21 protein-coding genes and 1 riboswitch are annotated in these 23229 nt (G+C 70.1%); of the genes, 5 read left to right on the top strand and 16 right to left on the bottom strand.

The genetic code is table 11. The annotated features are described in order from the left end of the window. Position 1: 1 nt before the first annotated feature. On the bottom strand, positions 2-1156 hold the full coding sequence (locus ACWF82_RS26255; RefSeq protein WP_452505392.1) for a polyprenyl synthetase family protein: 1155 nt from the start codon (positions 1154-1156) through the stop codon (positions 2-4). 278 nt (positions 1157-1434) lie between these two features. Here ACWF82_RS26255 and ACWF82_RS26250 point away from each other — a divergent pair, with 278 nt between their 5' ends. Both ACWF82_RS26250 and ACWF82_RS26245 read left to right on the top strand, forming a co-directional pair. Beyond that, complete coding sequence (locus tag ACWF82_RS26250) at positions 1435-2436, top strand: methylenetetrahydrofolate reductase (RefSeq protein WP_452505311.1); 1002 nt, start codon at positions 1435-1437, stop codon at positions 2434-2436. Between the two features lie 158 nt (positions 2437-2594). Beyond that, the gene (locus tag ACWF82_RS26245) at positions 2595-3737 is read left to right on the top strand and encodes a Fic family protein (RefSeq protein WP_452505309.1); all 1143 of its coding nucleotides are present in this window, start codon (positions 2595-2597) and stop codon (positions 3735-3737) included. Between the two features lie 77 nt (positions 3738-3814). On the opposite strand, the gene ACWF82_RS26240 is transcribed toward ACWF82_RS26245, so the two are convergent. The 10 genes from ACWF82_RS26240 to ACWF82_RS26195 all read right to left on the bottom strand — a co-directional run bounded on the left by ACWF82_RS26240 (position 3815) and on the right by ACWF82_RS26195 (position 15748). Continuing rightward, on the bottom strand, positions 3815-5299 hold the full coding sequence (locus tag ACWF82_RS26240) for an AAA family ATPase (RefSeq protein WP_452505307.1): 1485 nt from the start codon (positions 5297-5299) through the stop codon (positions 3815-3817). 42 nt (positions 5300-5341) lie between these two features. Beyond that, positions 5342-5944, bottom strand: a complete 603-nt coding sequence (locus ACWF82_RS26235; protein WP_452505305.1) for a DUF2867 domain-containing protein — start codon at positions 5942-5944, stop codon at positions 5342-5344. Positions 5945-6059: 115 nt separating this feature from the next. Further along, positions 6060-7211, bottom strand: a complete 1152-nt coding sequence (locus ACWF82_RS26230; protein ID WP_452505303.1) for an LLM class flavin-dependent oxidoreductase — start codon at positions 7209-7211, stop codon at positions 6060-6062. Further along, the gene (locus ACWF82_RS26225) at positions 7208-8017 is read right to left on the bottom strand and encodes a DUF1684 domain-containing protein (protein WP_452505301.1); all 810 of its coding nucleotides are present in this window, start codon (positions 8015-8017) and stop codon (positions 7208-7210) included. Before ACWF82_RS26225 ends, ACWF82_RS26230 begins: the two co-directional genes overlap by 4 nt. Beyond that, positions 8014-9381, bottom strand: coding sequence for an NtaA/DmoA family FMN-dependent monooxygenase (locus tag ACWF82_RS26220; protein ID WP_452505299.1), 1368 nt, complete (start codon positions 9379-9381; stop codon positions 8014-8016). Before ACWF82_RS26220 ends, ACWF82_RS26225 begins: the two co-directional genes overlap by 4 nt. Continuing rightward, positions 9378-10499 carry an LLM class flavin-dependent oxidoreductase gene (locus ACWF82_RS26215; RefSeq protein WP_452505297.1) on the bottom strand — a complete coding sequence of 374 codons (1122 nt, stop codon included), beginning with the start codon at positions 10497-10499 and terminating at the stop codon, positions 9378-9380. The genes ACWF82_RS26220 and ACWF82_RS26215 overlap by 4 nt, the downstream gene beginning before the upstream one ends. Next, a complete protein-coding gene (locus ACWF82_RS26210) occupies positions 10496-12151 on the bottom strand; it encodes a dipeptide ABC transporter ATP-binding protein (RefSeq protein ID WP_452505295.1) in 1656 nt (551 codons plus the stop codon). Before ACWF82_RS26210 ends, ACWF82_RS26215 begins: the two co-directional genes overlap by 4 nt. Beyond that, positions 12148-13038 (bottom strand): ABC transporter permease, encoded by an 891-nt coding sequence (locus ACWF82_RS26205; protein ID WP_452505293.1) that lies wholly within the window; start codon positions 13036-13038, stop codon positions 12148-12150. Before ACWF82_RS26205 ends, ACWF82_RS26210 begins: the two co-directional genes overlap by 4 nt. Positions 13039-13094: 56 nt before the next feature. Next, a complete protein-coding gene (locus ACWF82_RS26200; RefSeq protein ID WP_452505291.1) occupies positions 13095-14126 on the bottom strand; it encodes an ABC transporter permease in 1032 nt (343 codons plus the stop codon). Positions 14127-14128: 2 nt separating this feature from the next. Beyond that, a complete protein-coding gene (locus tag ACWF82_RS26195) occupies positions 14129-15748 on the bottom strand; it encodes an ABC transporter substrate-binding protein (RefSeq protein WP_452505289.1) in 1620 nt (539 codons plus the stop codon). 15 nt (positions 15749-15763) lie between these two features. Then, a riboswitch (SAM riboswitch) is annotated at positions 15764-15857 on the bottom strand. Positions 15858-16069: 212 nt separating this feature from the next. Between ACWF82_RS26195 and ACWF82_RS26190 the strand changes: the two genes are divergently transcribed. Then, positions 16070-16768: a hypothetical protein gene (locus ACWF82_RS26190; RefSeq protein WP_452505287.1), complete on the top strand. Its 699-nt coding sequence runs from the start codon at positions 16070-16072 to the stop codon at positions 16766-16768. 41 nt (positions 16769-16809) lie between these two features. On the opposite strand, the gene ACWF82_RS26185 is transcribed toward ACWF82_RS26190, so the two are convergent. The 5 genes from ACWF82_RS26185 to ACWF82_RS26165 form a co-directional block, all read right to left on the bottom strand. Beyond that, positions 16810-17982, bottom strand: a complete 1173-nt coding sequence (locus tag ACWF82_RS26185) for a glycosyltransferase (RefSeq protein WP_452505285.1) — start codon at positions 17980-17982, stop codon at positions 16810-16812. Between the two features lies 1 nt (position 17983). Continuing rightward, positions 17984-18730, bottom strand: coding sequence for an LppM family (lipo)protein (locus tag ACWF82_RS26180; protein ID WP_452505390.1), 747 nt, complete (start codon positions 18728-18730; stop codon positions 17984-17986). A gap of 133 nt (positions 18731-18863) precedes the next feature. After that, a complete protein-coding gene (locus ACWF82_RS26175; protein WP_452505283.1) occupies positions 18864-19670 on the bottom strand; it encodes a carotenoid biosynthesis protein in 807 nt (268 codons plus the stop codon). A gap of 178 nt (positions 19671-19848) precedes the next feature. Then, positions 19849-21426 carry a phytoene desaturase family protein gene (locus ACWF82_RS26170; protein WP_452505281.1) on the bottom strand — a complete coding sequence of 526 codons (1578 nt, stop codon included), beginning with the start codon at positions 21424-21426 and terminating at the stop codon, positions 19849-19851. Beyond that, the gene (locus tag ACWF82_RS26165) at positions 21423-22055 is read right to left on the bottom strand and encodes a GNAT family N-acetyltransferase (RefSeq protein WP_189033686.1); all 633 of its coding nucleotides are present in this window, start codon (positions 22053-22055) and stop codon (positions 21423-21425) included. The genes ACWF82_RS26170 and ACWF82_RS26165 overlap by 4 nt, the downstream gene beginning before the upstream one ends. Before the next feature lie 116 nt (positions 22056-22171). Between ACWF82_RS26165 and ACWF82_RS26160 the strand changes: the two genes are divergently transcribed. Beyond that, positions 22172-22621 (top strand): SAV_6107 family HEPN domain-containing protein, encoded by a 450-nt coding sequence (locus ACWF82_RS26160; RefSeq protein ID WP_189033687.1) that lies wholly within the window; start codon positions 22172-22174, stop codon positions 22619-22621. 125 nt (positions 22622-22746) lie between these two features. Next, positions 22747-23175, top strand: coding sequence for a DUF3040 domain-containing protein (locus tag ACWF82_RS26155; RefSeq protein WP_189033688.1), 429 nt, complete (start codon positions 22747-22749; stop codon positions 23173-23175). Positions 23176-23229 lie beyond the last annotated feature (54 nt).

Genomic DNA, 23229 nt, shown 5'->3' with positions numbered 1-23229 from the left:
CTCAGGCGGCGCGGCGGGTGGCGGCCAGCGCCATGTCGTGGAGCAGCTGCTTGGCCTGCGTGGTCGCGCCGCTGGCCGCCACGGCGCGCAGGCCGGTGTCGGTCAGCTCGGTGATGCGGCGTTCCACATCGTCGACCGCGCCGAGCTCGGTGAGCAGCGCGCGCAGCCGGTCAACGGCCGCGTCGTCGAGGTCGGTGCCGAGTCCGGTGCGGATCAGTGCCGCCGACTCCGGATCGGCCCGGCGCAGCGCCTCCGCGATCAGCACCGTGCGCTTGCCCTCACGCAGGTCGTCGCCGGACGGCTTGCCGGTGACGGCGGGGTCGCCGAACACGCCGAGCAGGTCGTCGCGCAGCTGGAAGGCGATGCCGACGTCGGTGCCGTAGATCCGCAGCGCCGCCACCAGATCGTCGTTGGCACCGGCCAGCGCGGCGCCGAGGTGCAGCGGCCGTTCGATCGTGTACGCGGCGGTCTTGTACCGGTTGATCCGCAGCGCGGCCTCGACCGATTCGTCGCCACCGGCCTCGCCGTTGATGTCGAGCAGCTGCCCGCCCAGCACCTCGGTCCGCATCCGCGCCCACACCGGCGCGAACCTGGCCAGCGCGGCCGGGGTCAGCCCGGCCTCGTGCACCAGGTCATCGGCCCAGGCCAGGGCAAGGTCGCCGATCAGGATGGCAACGGCCCTGCCGTACTCGGCGCCGTCACCGGGCCAGCCCGCCGCGCGATGCCGGTCCTCGAAATCGATGTGCACGGTCGGGAAACCGCGGCGGGTCTGCGAGGAGTCGATGATGTCGTCGTGCACCAGCGCGCACGCCTGCACCAGTTCCAGCGCCGAGCAGGCGGTCAGCACCGCGGCGGCGTCGGACCCGGCCGGGTCGCCACCGGCGCCGAGCCAGCCGGTCCAGGCGAAGCCCGGCCTTGTCCGCTTACCGCCACGGATGACGAACTGTTCCAGCGCCTCGGCGGCGTCGGCGAACACCGGCCCGAGCGGGTCGACGATCTCGCGCCTGCCGGCGAAGAAACCGGCAAGCACCTGCTCGACCGCGGTGACGAAGGCGGGCGTGCCCGGCGTGAGCGTGACGAAGTCGACCGAGGCCGCCGTGTCGGCGACGGACCGGGAAAGCGGGGTACCGATTCCGGCGGACAGGGTGGCCTCCAGGTGCGGAAGTGGGCGAGCGGATGGACCGGGGTCACACGCGGCGGTGCGATCACCGGCGTCTGGTCGCAGAATACGCGGGTGACGCGGGGGCGTCGTCGCCGCACATGGCCGCTGCGACCGACCCCACACCTGGCGATTCGGCGGTGTCCGGGCTTGCGATCGGCATGCGTCCACCGGACTTGACGGTCGAGCGGCTGGTCCGCACCCGATTCCTGGCCGCCGGGCCGCCCGTTCCTGGTCGCCGCGGCGCCGCAGCGCCGTCCCACTACACTGGACCAGTGACTTTCGACAATGGACGGGGACGTTCGACCCCAGATCGACCCGCCCAGAAGCAGCCGATCGTCTCGAACACCCCCTCGGTGGTGCAGAGCCTGCGCACGCATTCGGGCAGCGGCGTGCCGTTCTCGGTGGAGTTCAACCCGCCACGTGACGCGACGGGCGAGGCGAGGCTGTGGCGTGCGGTCCGCGAGTTCGAGCGGATGCACCCCGCCTTCGTGTCGATGACCTACGGCGCCGGCGGCTCCACGAAGGACCGCACCGTGCGCATCACCGGTGAGCTCGCCACCGAGACCACGCTGCTGCCGGTCGCCCACCTCACCGCCGTCGGCCACAGCATGGGCGAACTGCGCGCGCTGGTCGGCTCCTACGCCGACTCGGGCATCCGCAACCTGCTCGTGCTGCGCGGCGACCCGCCGGGCGATCCGCTCGGTGAGTGGCGCAAGCACCCCGACGGCGTCGAGTACGCCGAGGAGTTGGTGCGCATCGTGCGCGACCTCGGCGACTTCCACGTCGGTGTCGCCTCGTTCCCGCAGGGCCACCATCGCTCGCCCGACCTCGACCACGACACCCGCCACCTCGCCGCGAAACTGCGTGCGGGCGCGGAGTATTCGATCACCCAGATGTTCTTCGACGTCGAGCACTACCTGCGCCTGCGCGACCGGGTACTGGCCGCCGACCCGATCGAGGGCGCCAAGCCGATCATCCCCGAGCTGATGCCCATCACCTCGCTGCGCACGGTCCAGCGCGCCGAGGAACTCTGCGGCCGCCCCCTCGCTCCCGCGGTGATGGAACGCCTGACCCGCGCCGCGGGCACCGGCCCCGAAGAGGACAAGGCTGCCGTCCGCGCCGAAGGCATCCAGATCGCCACCGAAATGGCCCAGCGCCTCATCGACGAAGGCGCCCCCTGCCTGCACTTCATCACCCTCAACTTCGCCAAGGCCACCAGCGAGGTCCTCACCAACCTCGGCTACGGCGTCACAGCCGCCCCGCTCAGCGCGTAGGGCCCTGCCCGACCCCGGGCCAACCTGGATGCTTGTGCTACTTTTCGCCGCAAAAGTATCACAAAGCACTGGTGGTGCAACCTAAGTATCACTACACTGCCCTAGTGATACTTTTCATCCGAAAAGTATCACTGAAGCCAGGGTGAGGGGTTGGGCTGATGCTTCTGGAGGACTTCTCCATCGAACAGCGGGTAAATCTAGTGCGCGCGGAGAACGGTTACCGCGCGTTCTCACCGCCCCCGCTGCCGCCGGCCGTTCTGATGTCGCCGAAGCTCGTCCGGAGGCTGTCCAGTGCGGACAGGGCAGTCGGCGAGCTGGCCGGTCTCGGGCGGGGGTTGCCGAATCCTGACCTCTTCTGCAGGGCGCTGGTGCGGCGGGAGGCTGTGCTGTCGAGCCGGATCGAGGGGACCGTCGCGTCGCTGTCGGACGTGGCGATGTACGAGGCCGAGCGCCCGGCCCGGCCGCAGGGCGACGTTCAGGAAGTGTTCAACTACATGAGCGCCATGGATCATGTCCTCGATCCGGGCAGGCGCCTGCCGCTGAGCCTGTCGCTGCTGCGTGAGGCGCATCAGATTCTGATGGCGGGCGTTCGGGGCGACTATGCCACCCCGGGTGAATTTCGCCGCAGCCAGAACTGGATCGGTCCGCCGGGGTCCACTATCGAGACGGCGAAGTTTGTTCCGCCACCACCGGAATCTCTGTGGCAGAGTCTCGATTCCTTCGAGAAGTTCCTGCATTCGGATGGCGAATTGCCGCCGCTCCTGGCGATCGCCGCTGCGCACTATCAATTCGAGGCTATCCATCCCTTTATCGACGGCAACGGTCGCATCGGCCGGTTGCTCGCTGTGATGCTGCTCGTCGAATGGGGACTGCTGCCCGGCCCGCTGCTCGATCTCTCGTCCTATATCGAGCCACGGCGGGAACGGTATTACGAAGGCCTGCTCTGTGTTTCGACCGACGGCGACTGGCTGGGCTGGTTCGAGTTCTTTCTCGAGGTCATCGAGGAGCAAGCCCGCGACAGTCTCGCCCGTGCGGTGCGCCTGGACGCGTTGCGTACCGAACTCCGGCTGCGGGTCGCCCGAGCCAGATCATCCGGCTTGCTCCCGATTCTGGTCGACGAGCTGTTCCGCTCGCCGATCATCAGCATCGCGATCGCGATGAACGCGCTCGACGTCACCCACCGTGCCGCCACGCTGAATGTGGAAAAGCTTGTGGAGGCAGGCATTCTCGTCGAAGTCACCCGCGGCCGCACGCGCTTCTTCGCGGCCCCTGACGTGCTGGCGGTGATGAACGGCACCTGAGGATTCGGCGGGCAACGGCGAAGTCCTCACCAGCCTTGGCTATGGCGTATCGGCCGCCACGCTCAGCGTGTGACCGGTCAGTCCGGGCAGACGAAGAGGTCGTCGACGCCGATCAGCGCGACCTCGGGATTGCGGTCGGCTTCCTGCCGGAGCGCATCACTGAATCCCGCACCGCTGAACAGCGCCAGCCGGCAGGCTGCGGTATTCCATCCGCGTTCGGTCAGCAAGGTGCGGGCCCGAGCGAGTCGTTCGAGGTGGTTCATGCCGACGGTGGTTCCCCACTTCGCCTCGCCCAGTAGGGAAATCGCGGGTGCGCGTCCCCCGTCGCCGGGTTCGGTGACTGCCGCGTCGATCTGGATCTGGGTCCGCCGGTGCGAATCGGTCACCACGCCGCAGCCGACCGCACCGAATTCGGTGTCCAACTCGAGCTGGTCGACTCCGCCGGTCAGCAGGAATGTCCGGCACATCTGCTCGAAGTGTGGTCCGGCTACCTGGGCGTTGAACCGCTCGGTCGATCTGCGCCACACCTGTTGTGCCTGGCCGGTTTCCAAGCGGGCCCAAGCCGGGCGCATGACGGCTTCGTAGAAGGAGATCAGCGGCTCGGTGATGCGGTAGATCGACTTGCCGGACCGGAATACATCCTGTTCGCGGCTGACGAGGTGGCAGTCTTCCAGCACCGTGAGCGGGTGGGAGATATCGACCGATTTACGTCCGATATACCCGGCGATGCCGCCGCGGGTGTTGTGTCCCTGAGCGACGGCGGCAAGCACCGAGTGGTAGAGCGCGGTGTCGCGGATCTCGGCTTCCTCGGCAAGGAGGTACCTGGCCTCCCGGAACAGTGGACTCAACGGCGACAACACTGTTCGGCACAGCCAGTCGTCGAGGTCGGCGGCGGAGGTGGGCACGTCGTCGGCGAGGAACTGTCTGCGATAGGCGGGAGTTCCGCCGACGACGGCGTGCAGCCGCACTGCCAGTGCCGGATCGTGGGCGGTATCCCAGAATTCGGCCGCGGCACGATATCCGAAGGGCCGCACCAGAAGTTCGAGCTGTGCTCGGCCGCGCAGTGGCGCGTTGGCCGACAGGAGCCCACCCATCACCGACATCGCGGACCCGCACAGCAACAGCCGGACACCGTTCGCCTCGACCTGGTACCGGTCGATCTCCCGCTGCACCAGCGACGGCAGTTCCGGCACTGCCTTGACCAGATAGGGGAACTCGTCGAGAACGACCACCAGCGGGTCGGCTGTCCGATCTCGTGCGCCGAGCGCGAACAGGTAGCTGATCGCATGATCCCAGTTGTCGAAGGCGATAGGCGCGCCCGCGCCGGCGAACTCACCCAACGCTGCCCCGAACTGCCGCAGCGATTCGGCGCCGGTCGCGGTGGTCGCACCGAAGTAGAACCCGCCCCGCTGTTCAGCCAGCGCCCGAAGGAGATACGTCTTGCCCATCCACCGCCGACCACTGACGATGCCGAGCATTGCCGTCGGCGCCGTCCGCGACGCGAAGGTGACCAGGGCGTTCCACTCGGTGTCGCGGTCGAACAGGTAGTCCGGCTTCGTCAACCTTCCCCAGTCATTAGGAGTGCAGTCCTTAGAAGTGTACTCCTAATGGTGTCCCGCTCGGCGCGTAGCCGCCAGCTCGTTCCAGGTGCGCTCCCAGCTCCTGGCCATCGCCGGGTAGACGATCAGGTACCGGAACGGCTTGATGAACGCCATGTAGGCGCGGCCGAACAGGCCGTTCGGCTTCACCAGCACCGCCATCTGCAGGTGGTAGCCCTGGCCGGTCCCGTCGGGCACCCAGCCCAGGTGCATGACGCCGTGCATGGTGCCGTTGGCGATCTCCGCGGCGTACTCGTCGTCGAGGACGTACACGCTGGTGAACGGGCTGTTCGTGTCATCGGGACATGGCGTGTCCCGCAGATCGGCGGGCAGCCGGTCCCGCAGCGATTCCACCCTGCTCCCGGTCCCGGCCGACTCCCGATCCCACCCGAACACCTCGCCCAGCTTCCACCGGATCTTGAACAGCAGCCCGCTGATACCCGAGTCGTCGGACGCCCTCGCCGCCTGCAATGCCGCGAGCAACGCGGGAAAGTCGCCCGCCCTGCCACCGGGCGTCCGGAACCGCCACACGTCTTCGACCTCGAAATCCCCGGCGATCTCGTGGATGCGCCACGGTCGATCGGTATGTGCCGCTGTGGGAAGCCGCATGAGAAACCCCTATCCGTACGGGTGCGTATGGAGGGGAGATTACTCCTGATATACGCCTACGTATAGAGGCGGGCTGCGGGGCCGTAGTTGCGTGACGACCCCGCAGCGACGTGGATCAGGCCGCGCGTGCGGTGCGCAGGCTCCAGGCGTCGGCCAGGAGGCGGTGGGATTCCAGGCGGTCGGCGTGGTCGTGGGTGATGGTGGTGATCAGGAGTTCGGTGGCGTCGGTGACCTTGACCAGGGCTTCCAGGCGTTCGGTGACCGTGTCGGGGGAGCCGGTTATCTGGGCGGCGAGGCGGTCCTCGACCAGGCGGAGCTGGTCGGGGGTGAGGGGGGAGGCGGTGGTGGGGTCGAGGTATTCGCCTGCGCCGGAACCGCTGCGGATGCTGTGGACCCAGTGGCCGTAGGTGCTCGCACGGTGGCGGGCGGTGGCGTCGTCGGCGGCGACCACGACATCGGCCGACACGATCACGTGCGGCGCGGCGAGGGTGGGCGAGGGCCGGAAGGCCGCCCGGTAGGCCTCGACCGCGTCCAGCGCGGTGCCGGGGGCGACGTGATAGGCCGCCGCGAACGGCAACCCGAGCCTGCCCGCCACTTCGGCGCTCTCCCCGGCCGTGCTGCCGAACAACCACAGTTCGACCTCGGCGCCCTCACCCGGAACCGCGTGCAACGCAACATCATCGGACGAGGTGTAGGTGCCGTCGAGCAGGGCACGGACCTCGGCGATCTGATCGGGGAAGTCCAGCGCCTCGGCATGCGGCTGCTGTAGCGCTTCCAGCGAGGCGACGAACCTGGACCGGTCGGTGATCCCGCGCGGGTCGAACGGCGGTGGCACGACCACGCCGTCGCGGATCCGGGTGCGCCCGGTGACCGTGTCCAGCACCGGATGCCCGCCCTTGGCGGTGGACGCCTCCGCCCCGAACTGGCCGCGCCGATGCCCCGACCGGCCGAGACCCAGATCGAGCCGCCCCGGATGCAGCGCGTCGACGGTACCGAACGCCTCGACGATCGAGGCCGAGGTGTGATGACCAACCTGCACCGCGCCGGTACCGACCCGGATACGGGAGGTGGCGGCCGCGACCAGGGCGAGCAGGGTCAGCGAGGACGAACTGGCCACCGACACGAAATGATGTTCGGCCAGCCAATACCGGTGGTAACCCCACTGTTCGGCGTGCTGGGCGAGATCGATCGTGTTGCGCAATGCCTGCGCGGCGGTCGACCCTTCGCTGATCGGCGCGAGGTCGAGGATCGAGAGCGGAACGGTCATAGCGCCGGATCCTGTTCTCCCGCTTCGATCGCCACCCGCAGCCGGTTCTCGGCAGGCGCCACCGGGCACGTCGCGTAGTCGGTGAACGCGCACGGCAGGTTCACCGCCCGGTTGAAGTCCAGTGTCACGGTGCCGTCGGCCTCGACCGCCGCGATCGCGAGCGAGCGCGCCGCCGGGTAGGTGGTGACGCCGCTGGTGGCATCGGTGAACAGCACCTTCAGATCCGTGGGCGTACCGAAGGCGATCAGCGTCTCCACGGCGTCGCCGATCCGGAATTCGATGGTCCCCGCCGCGCTGTGGTGGTGTTCGAGCCCGTCCACGACCGCGCCGGTGGTGACCGTGCGGGCGGTGTCGAACGGGGTGAACCGGCCGGTGACGACCCAGCGCGGGTCGGCCGGATAGGCGGGGACCCCGGTGAACCCGATCAGGGTGCGCGCGGCCGGGTCGTGCACGCGCACCGCGAACTGCCCGGAGCGCCGGATCACTTCGAAGACCCGCTTCTCGTTGACCACGCTCAGCCCCGGCGCGCCCTCGGTGGGAGTCAGAATCCGCACGCCCGCGATCCGCTCGCCCTCGACGTCGAGCCGGTCGGCGGGCTGGGCGGTGATGAACACCTTCTCGTCGGTCACCCACCAGGTGCCGGGGACGCCGTCGAGGCGCTCGGGACTGTCGGTGAGCCAGTGCAGGCCGGCGAGGCTGAGCCAGCCGAGCGGGTCGCGCAGGCCGTCCTCGCGGGCGTCGTGCCAGCGGTGCCAGTCGTCGGTGAACGTTGTTGCGGTGCTGATGGTATCGACGGTGATCGTCATGACGCGCGTGCTCCTTCGGCGATGGCGGGGTGATGGGGATGACGCAGACCGAGGTGGTCGCGCAGCGTGGTGCCGGTGTAGGCGGTGCGGAAACTGCCGCGTTCCTGCAGTTCCGGCACCACGGTGTCGACGAATTCGTCGAGCCCGGCGGGGGTGAGGTGCGGGACGAGGATGAACCCGTCGGCGGCATCGGACTGCACGTAGTGGTCGATCTGCTCGGCGACCTGGACCGGGGTGCCGATGAACTGCTGGCGGGCGGTGACCTCGATGATCAGCTCGCGAATGCTGAGTTTCCCGGCCTCGGCCTGTTCCCGCCACGCCTTCGCCACGGCCAGTGGATCTTTCGCGTGCCGTACCCGGCCCCGGGTGATCTCGGTGGTGGTGTCGGGTTCGATGCCGGGCAGCGGCCCGTCGGGGTCGTAGCCGGAAAGGTCACGGCCCCACACCTGTTCGAGGAAGGCGATCGCGGTCTGCGGGCTCACCTGCTGGTACCGGATCTCCCTGGCTCGCTCGTGCGCCTCCGCCTCGGAATCGCCGAGGACGAAGGTGGCCGCCGGGAAGACCAGCAGTTCATCGTGCGTGCGACCGTATTTCGCGAGCCGCCCCTTGATGTCGGCGTAGAACTTCTGGCCCGCCTCGAGTGTGCCGTGCACGGTGAAGATCGCGTCGGCGGTCTTGGCCCCGAATTCGCGTCCCTCGTCGGAATCGCCCGCCTGCAACAACACCGGGTGACCCTGCGGGCTCGGCGGCAGGACGAACGTGGCGTCGATGTCGAATTGGCTGCTGTGGAAGGCGGTTCCGGGCACATCTCGGGCGAAGATGCCGCGTTCCCGGTCGACGACGAGCGCGTCGGCGGGCCAGCTGTCCCACAGCGCCCTGCTCGCCTCGACCACCTCGGCCGCGCGCCGGTAGCGCTCGCTGTGCTCCAGATAGCCACCGCGCCGGAAGTTCTCGCCGGTGAACGCGTCGGAGGAGGTGACAACATTCCAGGCCGCGCGGCCGCCGGAGAGGTGATCCAGCGAGGCGAACTGCTTGGCCAGCTCGAACGGTTCGTTGTAGGTGCTGTTGATGGTGCCCGCCAGCCCGAGCCGCTCGGTGACCGCGGCGACCGCGTTGAGCACGGTGAACGTGTCCGGCCTGCCCACCACGTCGAGATCGTGGATGCGGTCGCGGTGCTCGCGCAGCCGCAGCCCCTCGGCCAGGAAGAAGAAATCGAACAGGCCGCGTTCGGCGGTGCGGGCCAGGTGCTCGAACGAGGCGAAGTCGACCTGCGACTTCGATGCCGGGTCGGCCCAGACGGTGGTGTTGTTGACGCCGGGGAAGTGCGCGGCGAGATGGACTTGTTTGCGTGGCTTCGAAGTCACAGCGCTGCTCCTTGCGTGGTCGCGTAGCGGCTGGCGGGGCGGGGGAGACCGAGGCGGTCGCGGAGAGTGCCCGGTGCGGATCCGGCCGGGGGCCGAGCGGTGAGTGCCGCGAGCGTGGCGTGCAGCGCGAGCGGTCGCAGGACCACACCGTCGGCGGCGCCGGTGTGGGCGATCTCGTCGAGGATCTCGTCGAGCGCGGTGGTTGTGCCCACGTGCCGCAGCGTGGTGCCGGCGCCCTGCGTGAACCACCTGTCGAGCTCGGCGACCTCGGCGTTCGCTTGTTCGGCCGAATCAGCCAGGTGGACAGGGAGATCCAGCAGGACGCGCACCGTGTCGGGGTCGCGGTCCGCCGTGGCGAGGGCGGCACGCAACGCGATACGGCGTTCGCCTGCGGTGGCGAGGTCGGGGGCGGAGATCCGGATGAGGTCGGCGCGGCGCACCGCGACATCGGTGGACGCGGGATCGGCGGCGCGCACGGTCACGATCGGCTGGCCCTGTGGCGAGCGCGGGGTGATCGACGGACCCTTCACCGAGAAGTTCTCGCCGGCGAAGTCGATGTAGTGCAGCCGATCCCGATCGATGAACCGGCCGGTGGACACATCGCGGATCTCGGCGTCGTCTTCCCAGCTGTCCCACAGGCGGGTCACCACCTCGACCGCTTCATCGGCCTCGCGCCATAGCGCCGCGCCGGATTGAACATCTTTGCGGCCGAACGCCTTCGCCTGCCCGGCGCCGGCGGACACCCCCACTTCCCAGCCCGCGCGGCCCAGGCTCGCGAAATCGAGAGCGGCGATCGCCTTGGACACGTGGAACGGTTCGGTGTGGGTGACCGGCACCTGCGGGATCAGCCCGATCCGCCGGGTGACCGGCCCGGTACGGGCGGCGATCGCGACCGCGTCGAGCCTGCCGCGGGTCACCGCCGTGCCGCCCTCCTGCAGGCCGAACGAGTCGGGCAGGAACACCGCGTCGAACCCGAGTTGTTCGGCCCGCGCGACCACCTCGGTCCAGAAGCGAGCGCTGAACAGATCCTCGGCCCGCGAATCCGCGCGCCGCCAGGACGCGGGATGCGTTCCGGTGCCCGCTGTTTCGATGCCGAGGAACAGTGTGGCCTTGCTCATCGGGTGAGGTCCTTTCCGTCGATGCGATCGATCCGGATGCCGGGCGCCGGGATCGCCGCGAGCAGCTCCCTGGTGTAGGCGTGCCGGGGATCGGTGAACAGGGTTGCCGTCGGGCCGGTTTCGACGATGCGGCCGTTTCGCATCACCGCCACCCGGTCGCTGATCTGGCGGACGACGGCCAGGTCGTGGGAGATGAACAGGTAGCCGAGCGCCAGGTCGCGTTGCAGGCCGTCGAGCAGATCGAGGATCTGCGCCTGTACCGAGGCATCGAGCGCCGAGACCGGTTCGTCGAGCACCAGCAGGTCCGGCCGCAGCGCCAGTGCGCGGGCGATCGCCACCCGCTGGCGCTGACCACCGGACAGCTCGGCGGGCTTGCGCGTGCCGAAGTCGGCGGGCAGCGCGACCTGGTCGAGCAGCTCGGTCACCCGGCGGTCCTGCTCGTCTCGCCGGCCGACACGGTAGGCGCGCAGCGGCTCGGCGATGATGTCGCCGATCTCCCAGCGCGGGTCCAGCGACGAGTACGGGTTCTGATACACCACCTGGAAGCGCCTGCGCAGTTCGCGCAGACGGCGGCGGCGCGCGGTGGTGAGGTCGTGCCCGTCGAAAGTCACCGTGCCGCTGTCGGGTTCGGTCAGACGCAAGGCGATACGCGCGGTGGTGGACTTGCCAGACCCGGATTCTCCGACCAGGGCCAGGGTCTCCCCGCGATCGAGGGTGAACTCGACCCCGTCGACGGCGGTGACGTCGGCGGCGTGAAATCGCTTGTGCAGGGCGCGCACCGAGAGCAGCGGTGATTCGGCCCGGGCCCGGGCCGGACGGAACCCCGTCGGCGCCAGTGCCGGTGATGCCGCCAGCAGGCGTCGCGTGTAGGGATGCGCCGGACGGGACAGAACCTGGGCGGTCGGCCCGGATTCGACGACCTCACCCTGGGCGAGCACCACGAGCCGATCGGCCCGCTCGCCGGCCACGGCCAGATCGTGGGTGATCAGCAGCACCGCAGTGCCGCGTGCCGCGATCCGCTCGGCCAGCCGGTCCAGCACCTGCCGGGCGACCGTCGCGTCGAGCGCGCTGGTCGGTTCGTCGGCGATGATCAACTCCGGCCCGCAGGCCAGCGCGATCGCGATCAGCACCCGCTGGCGCTGCCCGCCGGACAGCTCGTGCGGATACTGCCGTGCCCGGATCTCCGGCCGGTCCAGCCCGGCCTCCTCGAGCAGGTCCAGCGCCCGCAACCGGGCGCCGCGCCGATCCGCCAGGTGGTGCACCAGCAGCGCCTCCGCGACCTGATCACCCACCCGCAGGACAGGATTCAGCGACAGGCCCGGATCCTGGGGGACGAAGCCGACTCGCGCGCCGCGTAGTCGGCGCAGCGCCTTCTCGTCCGCCGGATCGACCTGCTCGCCGGCGAATTCGATACTGCCCGAGACGATCCGCGCGGAATCACCGAGCAAGCCGATCACCGCGTGCGCCAGCGTTGACTTGCCCGAGCCGGATTCGCCGACCAGTGCCACCACTTCGCCGCGCTCGACCTCGATCGAGGCGCCGCGCAGGGCGTCGACCGGCCCGGAACTCGATCGGTAGGCGATGTGCAGATCCGCAACGCGCAGCAACGGTCCTGTCTGGTCTCGACCGGTCGACGATTCGTTCGCGCTCATCGGTTCTCCGCCTTCCCTACGAAACGACCGAGACGCTGTGCCGACAGCACGACCGCGACGATGACCAGACCCGGCAGAGTGGTCAGCCACCAGGCGGAGGCCAGGAAGTTGCGGCCCTCCGAGATCAGCGAACCCCATTCGGGGGTAGGCGGTTTGGTTCCGTAGCCGAGGAAGCTCAGCGAGGACACCGCCAGCACCGCCATCCCGAATTCCACGGCGGCGAGCGCCAGGACCGGCTGGAACGAATTCGGCAGGACGTGCCGGGCCAGCACCGTGTACCAGCGCACCCCCGACGCGTGCGCCGCTTCGACATACGGCGCGTGCCGCACCCGCAGCACCTCCGAACGCATCACCCTGGCGAAGTTCGCGATCAACGAGATGCCGACGGCGAGAGCGACATTGCGGGTGCCGAAGCCGAGCGCGGTCACCAGGGCCAGTGAGAGCAGCAGCGCCGGGATCGACAGCAGGACGTCGACCACCCGCATGATCGTGGTGTCGACGATGCCGCCCGCCGCGCCGGACAGCAGCCCGAGCAGCGAGCCGACCACCAGTGCGATGCCGACCGCGGTCAGTGTCGCGGTGAGTGAGAGACCGGCGCCGTGCACCATCCGCGTGTAGAGATCGCGGCCGAGATTGTCGGTGCCGAACCAGTGCGCCGCGCTGGGAGTCTGGAACTTCTCGGCGGGCACGCCGGTCAGCGGGTCGCCGGGGGCGAAGACCGACGGCGCCACCGCCCACCCGATCGCGACGGCGAGCACCACACCCGCGACCAGCAGGCCCAGATGGGCCCGAACCCACCGTGCGATCTCGGTGGCCCGGACAGCACTGTGATCGGCCACTTCGGGGCTGTCGGCGACCGATCCACGGCGCACGAGGAGGTCAACCATGGTCGTTCCCTTCGGTATCGATGGTGGTCCCGGCGGCGTCCCGAGGCCGAATGCCGTCAGGCACCGTGCACCGCCTTCGCGGCGACATCGGCCTTCGTGTCCGGGAGCTCGGTGCTGTCACCGGGCCGGGTGTTCGTCTTCGCGCGCTGCCACCCGTTACCGGTGATCCGCGGATCGAGCAGGGGATACAGCAGATCGACCGTCAGATTCACGACGACGAAGATCAGCGCCGACAGCAGCACCACGCCCTGCACGACGGGGATGTCCTGGTTGAGCACGGAGGTCTGGGTCAGCCTGCCGACCCCGGCGCGGGCGAACACCGATTCCACCACCACCGACCCGGCCAGCACGGTGCCAACCAGCACACCGGCGATGGTGAACGCCGGCACGCTGGCCAGCCGGGCGACGTGGCGCCGCTGCACCCACCACCGCGAGGCGCCCTTGGCGAGCGCGACCTCGGTGAACGGCTGCCGCCAGGTCTGTTCCAGCCCGGCGGCGAGTACCTGGGCGATCACCGCACCGATCGGCAGTGCCAGGGTGAGCGCGGGCAGCAGGGTGCCGCGCAGTCCCGTCCCGCCGAAGGCCGGAAACCAGTGCAGCCGAAACGAGAACAGCTGCAACAGGATCAGGCCGGTCCAGAACGTCGGCACCGAAACAGCCAGCGGTGGTAAGGCACCGAGCGTATTGCGCAGCCACGGCCGCCGCGTGTAGGTGGCGGCGAAGGCCAGTGCCGTGCCACCTACCGCGGCGAAAAGCAGGGCGAGCAGCGCCAATCCGAGAGTCGGGGGCAGGGCGTCGCCGAGCGCCTCGGTGACCGGCTGACCGGTGTTGATGGACCGCCCGAGGTCACCGGTGACCGCATTGCCGAGCGCGGTCACATACTGCTCCCACAGCGGCTTGTCCAGGCCGTAGCGAGCCTGCAGTTCCGCGATCGCCGCCTTGTCGACAACCGTGCCGGGCCCACCGCCGTCGGCGGCCATCGACACCGGATCCGCGGGCAGCAGGTAGAGCACGACGAAGGAGATCGTGAACGCCGCCCACAACACCCAGATCGCCTGCAGCACCCGGGAACCCACATATCGGCTCATGATCAGCGCCCGCTCAGCCAGGTGTCGAAGAACTGCAGCCGGGCCGAGGCCTCGAACTTCAGATCCTGGGTACCCGCGGCCGCGCCGATCGCCTGCGACAGCTCGACGGTGGGGATGTAGAGGCCGTTGTCGAGGATCTGCTGCTGCGCGGTCTTGATCAACGCGGCACGGGCCGCCGGATCGTTGGATGCCAGCTGCTTGTCCAGGGTCTCGTCCAGGGCCGGAATCGGCCCGCGCGCGTTGAGGTTGCGCCCCGTGACGGAGAAGGACGTGCGCAGAATGTCGCCGTCGGCTCGCGTGGAGTTGCCGTAGGTGGAGTCGTAGTCCTTGGAGTTCATCTTGGCGGTCCACTCCGGCAGCGACACCAGGTCCAGTGTCAGGTCGACGCCCACCTGGCGAAGCTGCTGCTGCACCAGCTCCAGGATCGCCTGGTTGCCCGCGAACACCTGGCTGAACGTCACCGAGAAGCTCAGTCGCTCACCGTTCTTCGTCCGGATGCCGTCGGCGCCGGGAACCCAGCCTGCCTGGTCGAGGATCGACTTCGCCTTGGCCGGGTCGTTGGGCAGCTGTGCCGAGAGATCCGCGTAGGCGGGTGTCGCCGAGGCCAGGGTCGAGGTCGCGACCTTGAACTGCGGGCCGAGCACGGTGTCGACGAGCTGCTTGCGGTCCAGCGCGGGCAGCAGCGCCTGGCGCACCGCGGGGTCGCGCAGCGGACCACGAGTCACGTTGGGGTGCAGGCCGAACGGCGTGCCGGGGTTGGACGTGGACAGCACCTGGCCGCCGACCGCCTCGATCTGCGGCGCGTCCTGGGGCAGCGCGTCACTGATCGCGTCGAGCTGGCCGGAGACGAGACTGCCGGTGCGCACCCCGGATTCGGGGACGACGGTGAATTCGATCCGGTCCAGGTACGCCTCGCCCTCATGTCCGAATACCGCCGAGCCCCAGCGATATCCGGCCCGCTTCGCCAGCGTCACCGAGACGTCCTGCTTGTAGCCGGCGTAGGTGAACGGCCCGCTGCCGATATTGTCGCCCGCGCACCTGGCCTCGGCCGGTTTGCCATTGGTCGCCTTGGCCAGGATGCCGAGCTGCGGCGTAGACGAGGCCTGCAGGAACTGGGCGTTGGGCTGGCTGAATTCCACTCGGGCGGTGAGCTTGTCGACCGCGGTCGTACCGACGTAGTTGGTGAGGTAACTCGAGCCGAGCGGCGCCTTCGCGCCACCGAGCTTCACGACCGCGTCGAAGGTGTCGCGCACCGAGTCCGCGGTGAGCGGGGTGCCGTCGCTGAAGGTGACGCCGTCGGCGAGCGTGAACGTGAACACCTTCGCGTCGGAGCTGACCTCCCAGCTCGTGGCCAGCCACGGCGTGATCGCGCCGGTCTTCGGGTCCTGGTCGGTGAGCGAGTCGACGATCTGACGAGCGACGTAGATGGACTGGTTCGAGCCCGCCTGCGCCGGATCTGAGCACGACGGCGCCTGTGACAGGCCGTACCGCAGCGTGCCGCCCGGCTGCGGCGGACCGGCCTGCCCACCCGAGCCTGCGCTGTCGCTACCGCACGCGACCACGGAGGTGGCGACGGCGAGGACGCCGGCGACGGCGGCGAGACGATGACGGGGACCGATCACGGGGTGCACTTTCTTCCTCCATCGAACCCGGCGGAAGCACCCACACCCGGGAGCGGGCGGGTTGCTGCGACGTCATCGAGCCAGGTCTCTCGGTCGCTCTGGATGGGTACGACCGGCCGCAGGGGCCGGTACCGAATCAGCATGTGGCACTGCCGGGATCCTTCACAACGGTAAGGATCAGCGTGAGCGCAGAGCTTGGAACCAGCGGCGTACTCGGGCACACTGTGCGACGCGCCGACGGCTCGGTGTCATCTCACCTGCGCGGATTGCGTCCGGTACGGGAGTAGCGTCGGATTTCTTCGCGTCCATGAGGAGTACGCCGTGACCGAGCCGCGTCGTTTCACCACACCGACCACGCTGGCGGCCTGTGCCGCCGCGCTGCTACTGGCCGCGCCCACCGCGGCGGCGGCGCCCGAGGTAACCAGGGATGCGCCGGCGGCGCAGGCGGCAGGTCCCGGCGACCTGCTCGGCGCGTATCAGACCGTCGTCGACACCCTCGAAGCGCTCGGCGTCCAGCCGTTCCTGTATCCGACGGTCGCCGCGAACTGCGCCGGTGACGACCTCGGCCTCGTTCCCGCCGTCGCGGGTGCGGTCCCCGGCCCGTGGCCGTCGAACACCGTCCAGATCCCCGGCCTCGACCTCACCGCCGTGAAATCCGGCCAGACGATGTTCACCTTCCTGCCCTACGGCCTGTCGCCGGACACCGCCACCACCAAGACCTCCGGCATGCAGGTGGCCTGGCTCAACATCAGCACCGGCCGCGGCGGCCTGGCCTCGATGGGCTCGATCACCGACATCGTCCGCGCGACGGTCCCGCCCGAGGTACCCGTCGAACTGCGCCCCCTCGCCGAAACCGCCATCCGCGACTTCCTGTTCACCGCCATCCCTGTCGGCGGCGTGCGCGCGGTCCCGGTCGACACCGGCCACGGCACCGTTCTGGCCGCCGTCTTCGGTACCACCGACAACGCGGGCCGCTCCTGCTTCTTCTTCCCGACCGTCGGCATCACCGAGGTCCCTTAGCGTCGCGGTCTCGGTGCGGATGTGTCCGCGAACGGAAACTGTCAGGCGCGCTGCGCGGTCGTGGTTTCCGGGGCGACGAGGGGACGTTGCTTCCAGTGCAGTCTGCCGGTGCGGTGGCGGTGGTGCGATCGCGTCCACAAGGTCAGGTAGTGGGCTATGCCCAGGGGGTGGGCTACCGCTGAGGTGATGTCGGCGGGGGTAGGCGCGCGGCGGGTTTCGGTGCTGCGGGCGGTGAGTCGGCCCGCTACCGCGGCGAGGTAGCCGAGCAGGCCCGCGCGGCGGGTCCGGCCCCGGCCGCAGAGGGCGGCGAGTGGGGGAATCCAATAGGCAAGGGCGGCAAGGGCTCCGATCGCGGCGCCCGCGTCGATCCGGCCGCCGTAGGCCGACCACAGCCAGCGGGTGTAGCCGTTGGTGAGTTCGCCCGCGCCGGTGTACATCCGGGTGCGCGCCGCCGGACCGGCCGTCACCAGGGCGGTGCCGTGGCCCGCGCGGCGCAGAGCTCTGGCCAGGTCGAGGTCCTCGGTGGCGCTGGCGGCGACGGCGGCGTGACCGCCGCCGGCGCGGTAGGCCTCGGCGTCGACGGCGAGGAACTGCCCGCACGCGACCGCGGTCGACGGGCGCAGGCTGTGGTTGGCCGGGCCGAGGGGCAGCGTCGAGGCCCACGACCACGCGAGCAGGGGCTGGACCAGGCGCTCGGTGGCCGTCCCCGCCTCCTGCGCCGGCCAGGCTGACACCAGACCGGCTGCGCGCCTGCGCAATTCGGTGACGGCGGCGGCGACGGCGTGCGGGGCGAGGCGAACGTCGGCGTCGACGAAGACCAGGGCCGCCGCGTCGGTGCGGGCGGCGAGGCGGGCGCAGGCGGCGGCCTTGCCGGTCCAGCCGGGGGCGGGGTGGGCGGCCGAGCGGAGCACGCTGAAGCGGTCGTCGTCGCCGATCGCGGCGAGTGCGGCCTCGTAGGTGTTGTCGGTGGAGGCGTCGTCGAGGATGAGCACCCGCAGGCGCGGTACGCCGGTCTGGGCGCGCAGGTCGGCGATCAGGTCGGGCAGGCGGTCGGCTTCGTCGCGGGCGGGCACGCACACCGTCACCGGTTCGATCACGCCGGCGACGCGGCGCGGCAGGGTACGCAACGTGACCAGGTTGTAGGCGGCGGTGGTCGCGCCCAGCGCGGCCAGCCCGGTGCCTGCCCAGGTCAGGTAGCGGACCGCCGCGCCCATGTCAGCGGCCCAGCCTGCGGCTGGTGATCTCGCGCCACATCTCCTGTGGCGAGAAACCACCGCGCGGCGCGTTCGGCGGGCCGGGATTGCGGTCGCGGAAGGCCAGGCCGGCGATGAGCGCGGCGACGGCGAGGGTGATGCCGCCGACGATGCCTGCCCAGCCGGCGAACGAGCGCGTGTTCGGGTCGGCGTACTTCACCTCGGCGCGCAGCGTCGAGACCTCACCGGCGGGCAGCTTCCACGACACGGTGCTGTCGCCCTCGCGGGTGCCGTTGGTCTTGGCGACGCGCGCCGGGAACGCGATGGAGAACTGCACGTCCGAGCCCTGCGGCGGCACCGACTCCAGGTCGACGCGGCCGGTGAGGCTCACCAGGTCGCCGTTGCGCTGGAACTCCAGGGTGAACATGCCCTGGGTCTGATCCGACAGGCCGCCGAGCTGGCCGACCTCGCCGAAGGACAGGTCGTCGAAGAACACCTGCGTGCCGACGTACCCGTCCTGGTTGTAGTTCTCGACGCGGACCTTGGCCGCCAGCGCATCGGGCGCCTTCAGCTGCGGACCCTTGTCGTCGGCGCCGGTCGGGACGACGGCGGCGACGATCCGCCCCGACACCCGGTCGTTGGACGACACGCCCATCGACACCTGCACGCGCAGGCACCCGGCCAGCGCGGGCACCAGCAGCGCCAGCAGGACGGCGACGGCCGCGACGCGCCGCGCGGGCCCATGACGACGCGGCGAAGGAGTGGGCATGTCGGCGACGAGACTCGGCTGCACGGTTGACATCGTGCCAGGCCCGGGCCCGAGAACCCACACGACGGGCCCACCAGGTCGCGCCGACCCGTGCCGAACAGGCATTTCGCCCATGATTCCGGGCCGTGGCGCCTCAGCTCGTGCGGTCCGCGGCTGTGTCGCGCGATCGGGCGCGCAGCAGGAGCGGTATGCCGAGCGGCGCCAGGCCGAGGAAACCCCAGACCGCGGAGGCGGGCAGTCCGAGGAAGACCGCGTGCGCGAGCGTAGAGCCGAGCCAGGTCCACCCGAACACGGCCACCGGGACCGCCACCGACGGGTCACGGGCAGGCGGCACCTGCCGGTCCAGGACGGTGAGCAGCAGCGCCATCACCGCGGCGACCAGCGCCCAGCCGAGGTAGTTGGTGTACGGAATCTGCGGGAGACCGGGCAGCCCCGCGCCGGTGACCCGCCAGGTCCACTGGCCGTCGGCCACCATCTGCGGATCGAGGAACAGATCCCAGCCGACCGCACCGACGACGAACAGCCCGGCGCGTCGCACGGCCGCCCCGATGCTCGCGTCCCGGTGCACGAGCAGACCCGCGACGATCCAGATCGGGTAGAGCCCGCCGGTCCACGCCAGCGGGACGACCAGCGGAACCTCGGCGAGCGCGGGCCCGATCCGGTCGACGGCATAGGCATAGTCACCGAACGGGAACCCGGTGGCCGTACCGATGACCTCGGCGGTGAGGCCGAGACCCGAGACGATGGCGAAGAACCCGGTGGCCCAGCGCCATCCGCGGGTCGTCGCCGCATGCAGGAGGGCAGTCGCCGCCGAGAGGACCACGACGACAATCGTGATCCGATCGCGGATCGTGCCCGCACTCAACGGATAGGCGATCTGCACCAGGACAAGCAGAATCGCGGTGGCGGTCGGCAGCGCGCGCTGTGGATCAGCACGCAACCACTGGCCGAACGCCGCGGCGCCGCGTCCCGACTGGTGAGCGATCCAACGGAGGCGATCGAATCGATCTGAGCCGATCACGGGCGCTGCCTGTCGACGGCGCGTGGACAGGCAGGCGTGCGGTGGGCCTGCGTGGGTGGCGGGCAGTCGGTCGCGCCGCGCATGCTCGGTCCCGCCCTCATCGTCTGCGTGGCAACGAGAACCGGCGGGTCCTCCGATCGCCGAGGACCAGCCGCGCGGCGCTGCGCCCACTGGCACCGGACACTCCACCGCCGGGATGGGTGGACGCGCCGGTCAGATACAGGCCGGGAGCGCCCGGTACCCGCTGACCCGACAGCTCGGGCAGCGGCCGCCACAGCATCATCTGGTCGAGCGACATCTCGACGTGCATGACATTGCCGCCGCGCAGTCCCATCTCCCGTTCGAGATCGACCGGGGTCTGCACGAATCGCTGCCGCACCGAGGACGCGAACCCCGGTGCGTACCGGTCGACCTCGGCGATGATCCGATCCGCCTCGCTTTCGGCGTGTGCCGCCCAGTCGCTGCCGTCGGCGAGCTCGTAGGGGTGCCACTGTGCCCACAGCGATAGCTGATGTTCGCCAGGGGGCGCGATGGTCGGGTCGAGGGCGCTGAAGCTCATCGCCAGCACCACCGGCCGCGGCGGCAGCGAACCGGCCAGTGCCGCGCCGTGGGCCAGGCGCAGCTGGTTACGGTCCGAGACGAGGAACTGCAGGCCGCGGGCGGATTCGGCGGGGGAGGCGCCGGGGTATTCCGGTAGCCGGTCGGTGGCCAGACGCACCACCATGCCGATGCCGGGGCCGACCCGGATCCGGCGCTGCCAGTCGTCGAGGGTGCCTGCGTCGAAACCGCCCGCGCGCAGCAGATCCAGGGTGGCCAGGATGTGGGAGCCGGCGACCACGGTGTCGGCGTGCAGGTTTCGGCCGGATTCGGTGGTCACCTGCCAGCCGCTGCCGGTGCGGCGCAGCGCGGTGACGGCGTCACCGGTGTGCAGTTCGCCGCCGTCGGAGCGCAGCCGGGCGATCAGGGCGGCACCGAGCGCCCCACTTCCCCCCACGGCCCGGCCCGGCGGCAGGGTGTGCATGAGCGCGGCGAAACCGGCCATCGGCGCCGAGCCGGGTTCCGACATCGGCGGGCCCGACTGCGCGCCGAACCAGGCCAGCGACGCCTTGAGCCGTTCGTCGTCGAACCAGTAGTCCAGCAGCGCGTCACCGGACTGCAGGAACTCCCGTGACAGCGCGCTGCCGCCGTCGCGCGCGTCCAGCCCCCAGAACGAGCGCAGCAGCCTGCCCGGCGTCGGCGGACCACCGAAGGACCGCATCACCCGCGCGCTGCGCTCACCCCACACCGCGACGAAACGGCGATAGGCCTCGGCGTCGCGTGCACCGCAGGCCGCGGCGATCGACGCGCAGGTCAGGTCGAGATCGCGATGGAAGACGATCGGCGGGCGCACGCCGTCGGACGGCGTGAAACCCCAGGGATCGCAGTCGATGTAGCGCAGCCCGAATCGCGCGAGCTCGAGCTCCTCGATGATCCCGGTGTGCCGGATCATGATGTGCGCCGAGGACCCGCGATCCACCAGATGACCGGGGAACCGCTCGACCGTCGATACCGCGCCGCCGGGCACCTCGTCGCGTTCGAGCACCTGCACCCGCTGCCCGGCCCTAGCCAGATAGCAGGCGGCCACCAGCGCGTTGTGACCGGAACCGACGACGACCGTCGTTCCCGCCGACCTCACGCTCGGCTGCCGGACGCGGGCAGCGGCAGCCGCCGCCCCAGAATGGCGAACGGCCTGGTGTCGCCCGCGAACACGAAATTGCGGATCACATCGGTGAATCCGGCCCGCCGGTACAACCGCCACGCCCGGTTGGCCTCCTCGGGCACCTCCGGCGTCGACAGCAGCACGGCCGCCTCCGGCCGGTCCGCCAGCAGGCGCTCGAGCAGCGTCGACCCGATTCCGCGACCCTGCGCGGTGGGGTGCACGTGCAGTTCGGTGAGCTCGAAATAGTCGGCGAGCAGGTCGCGGGCGGCCGCTTCCGGCCAGCCGCACCTGCGCATTCCGGTGTGCACCTGCTGATGCCACCACTGCCGCGGTGCGCCGCTGTAGCCGTAGGCGATCGCGACGATCGGGGCGGTGCGCAGGTCGACCGAGCCCGAGTCGTCGGGGAGCAGGGCGGCCACGGCGCGCCAGCCGGCGCGGGTGGTGTGCTCGGTCCACATCGGCGCGCGGTGGTGTTCGGTGCCGCGGGGATAGTCCATCGCGGCGACATACACCGAGAGGGCGTCGTGCAGGCGCGACCGCAGGGCGGCGACGGTGAGGTCGACGACGACGGGTGCGGGGGTGTGATTCGGCTTGACGGCTGTCATGGCTCTCGTCGATAGCGCGCAGGCGCGGAAGTTGTCGGTGGGTGTCCCTATATTCAATCTCAATTCAAACGTTCGAATGGTTGTTCGATCTGTGCGAGGGGCGAAAGGGGCAGCAGATGGCTGGTCGCAACGATGGTCGGGAGCACGCGGGGCACGACGGTCGCGCGGGCGGGCTGCTACGTCAGGCCGACGCCTTGCTCACCGATTCGGCCTGGGAACACGAGCCGGGCGAGCGATTCCGCACCGCCTACCTGGCCGCCCTGCGCGGAGCGGGCGCGATGATCGCGCTCACCGGTGCCGACCGCGCGCCCCGGGCCAGGTCGCGCAGCGCGTGGGTACTGCTGAGACGCGCGACACCCGAGTTCGCGATGTGGGCGGATTACTTCGAGGCTCATTCGCAGCTGCGGGCCGATCTGGAGGCCGGATTGGACCGCGCGATCACCGACACCCGGGCCGACGAGTTCTGTTCACGGGTCGGCGCATTCCTCTACGACGTCGACGATGCGCTGGTAGCCGCGGCCAAGACACGCCCGCAGCCGAGTCGCGACCGGGACATGACTGCTTAGTTATCACCGAGTAGGTGGTACGGCTTCGATCGAACTCGTATCATGGGGAGCAGATAGCCGCCAAGGTCGGCTACCCGTCGCCTACCCGGAGGCGACCAGCCACGCCTAGTGCCGGGGGAGGTACCGTGCCACTCTCCGAGCACGAGCAGCGCATGCTCGAACAGATCGAGAGCGCTCTCTATGCTGAGGATCCGAAGTTCGCCTCGTCCGTCCGCGGCGGACGACTTCGCTCCACGTCGAGTCGACGCAGACTCCAGGCCGCGGCGTTGTTCGCCATCGGCCTGTTCCTGCTCGTCGCCGGCATCGCCGCCCCGTTCAAGCCGGGCGGTTTCCCGATCATCAGTCTCGTCGGCTTCATCGCCATGTTCGGCGCGGGTGTCCTGCTCATGATCGGCAACTCGCGCAGGTCCGCTCGTCCGGACTCGACCGAGACTCCCGCCGCGGGCAGTGGCCCGTCGGGTGGCTCGACCGGGCGCGGTGGCCGTCCCCGCAAGTCGGGCGGCTTCTCCGAGCGGATGGAGGATCGGTTCCGCCGAAGGTTCGAGCAGGAGTAGCTCGGCTGTAGCCGGAGCGTAACGGCATCGAAGGCGGCGCCGCACCCGATCGGG

The sequence above is a fragment of the Nocardia sp. NPDC055053 genome, from assembly GCF_053608285.1.
The sequence above is the reverse complement of the archived record's forward strand: the minus strand, read 5'-3'. Positions and strand labels throughout refer to the sequence as shown.

Bases quoted from the DNA above. Each gene is read 5' to 3' on its own strand.
- ACWF82_RS26225 (WP_452505301.1), bottom strand. From the start codon at position 8,017: ATGACGATCACCGTCGATACCATCAGCACCGCAACAACGTTCACCGAC.
- ACWF82_RS26235 (WP_452505305.1), bottom strand. From the start codon at position 5,944: ATGCGGCTTCCCACAGCGGCACATACCGATCGACCGTGGCGCATCCAC.
- ACWF82_RS26165 (WP_189033686.1), bottom strand. From the start codon at position 22,055: ATGACAGCCGTCAAGCCGAATCACACCCCCGCACCCGTCGTCGTCGAC.
- ACWF82_RS26180 (WP_452505390.1), bottom strand. From the start codon at position 18,730: ATGCCCACTCCTTCGCCGCGTCGTCATGGGCCCGCGCGGCGCGTCGCG.
- ACWF82_RS26210 (WP_452505295.1), bottom strand. From the start codon at position 12,151: ATGAGCGCGAACGAATCGTCGACCGGTCGAGACCAGACAGGACCGTTG.
- ACWF82_RS26185 (WP_452505285.1), bottom strand. From the start codon at position 17,982: ATGGGCGCGGCGGTCCGCTACCTGACCTGGGCAGGCACCGGGCTGGCC.
- ACWF82_RS26245 (WP_452505309.1), top strand. From the start codon at position 2,595: ATGCTTCTGGAGGACTTCTCCATCGAACAGCGGGTAAATCTAGTGCGC.
- ACWF82_RS26230 (WP_452505303.1), bottom strand. From the start codon at position 7,211: ATGACCGTTCCGCTCTCGATCCTCGACCTCGCGCCGATCAGCGAAGGG.
- ACWF82_RS26160 (WP_189033687.1), top strand. From the start codon at position 22,172: ATGGCTGGTCGCAACGATGGTCGGGAGCACGCGGGGCACGACGGTCGC.
- ACWF82_RS26205 (WP_452505293.1), bottom strand. From the start codon at position 13,038: ATGGTTGACCTCCTCGTGCGCCGTGGATCGGTCGCCGACAGCCCCGAA.
- ACWF82_RS26215 (WP_452505297.1), bottom strand. From the start codon at position 10,499: ATGAGCAAGGCCACACTGTTCCTCGGCATCGAAACAGCGGGCACCGGA.
- ACWF82_RS26200 (WP_452505291.1), bottom strand. From the start codon at position 14,126: ATGAGCCGATATGTGGGTTCCCGGGTGCTGCAGGCGATCTGGGTGTTG.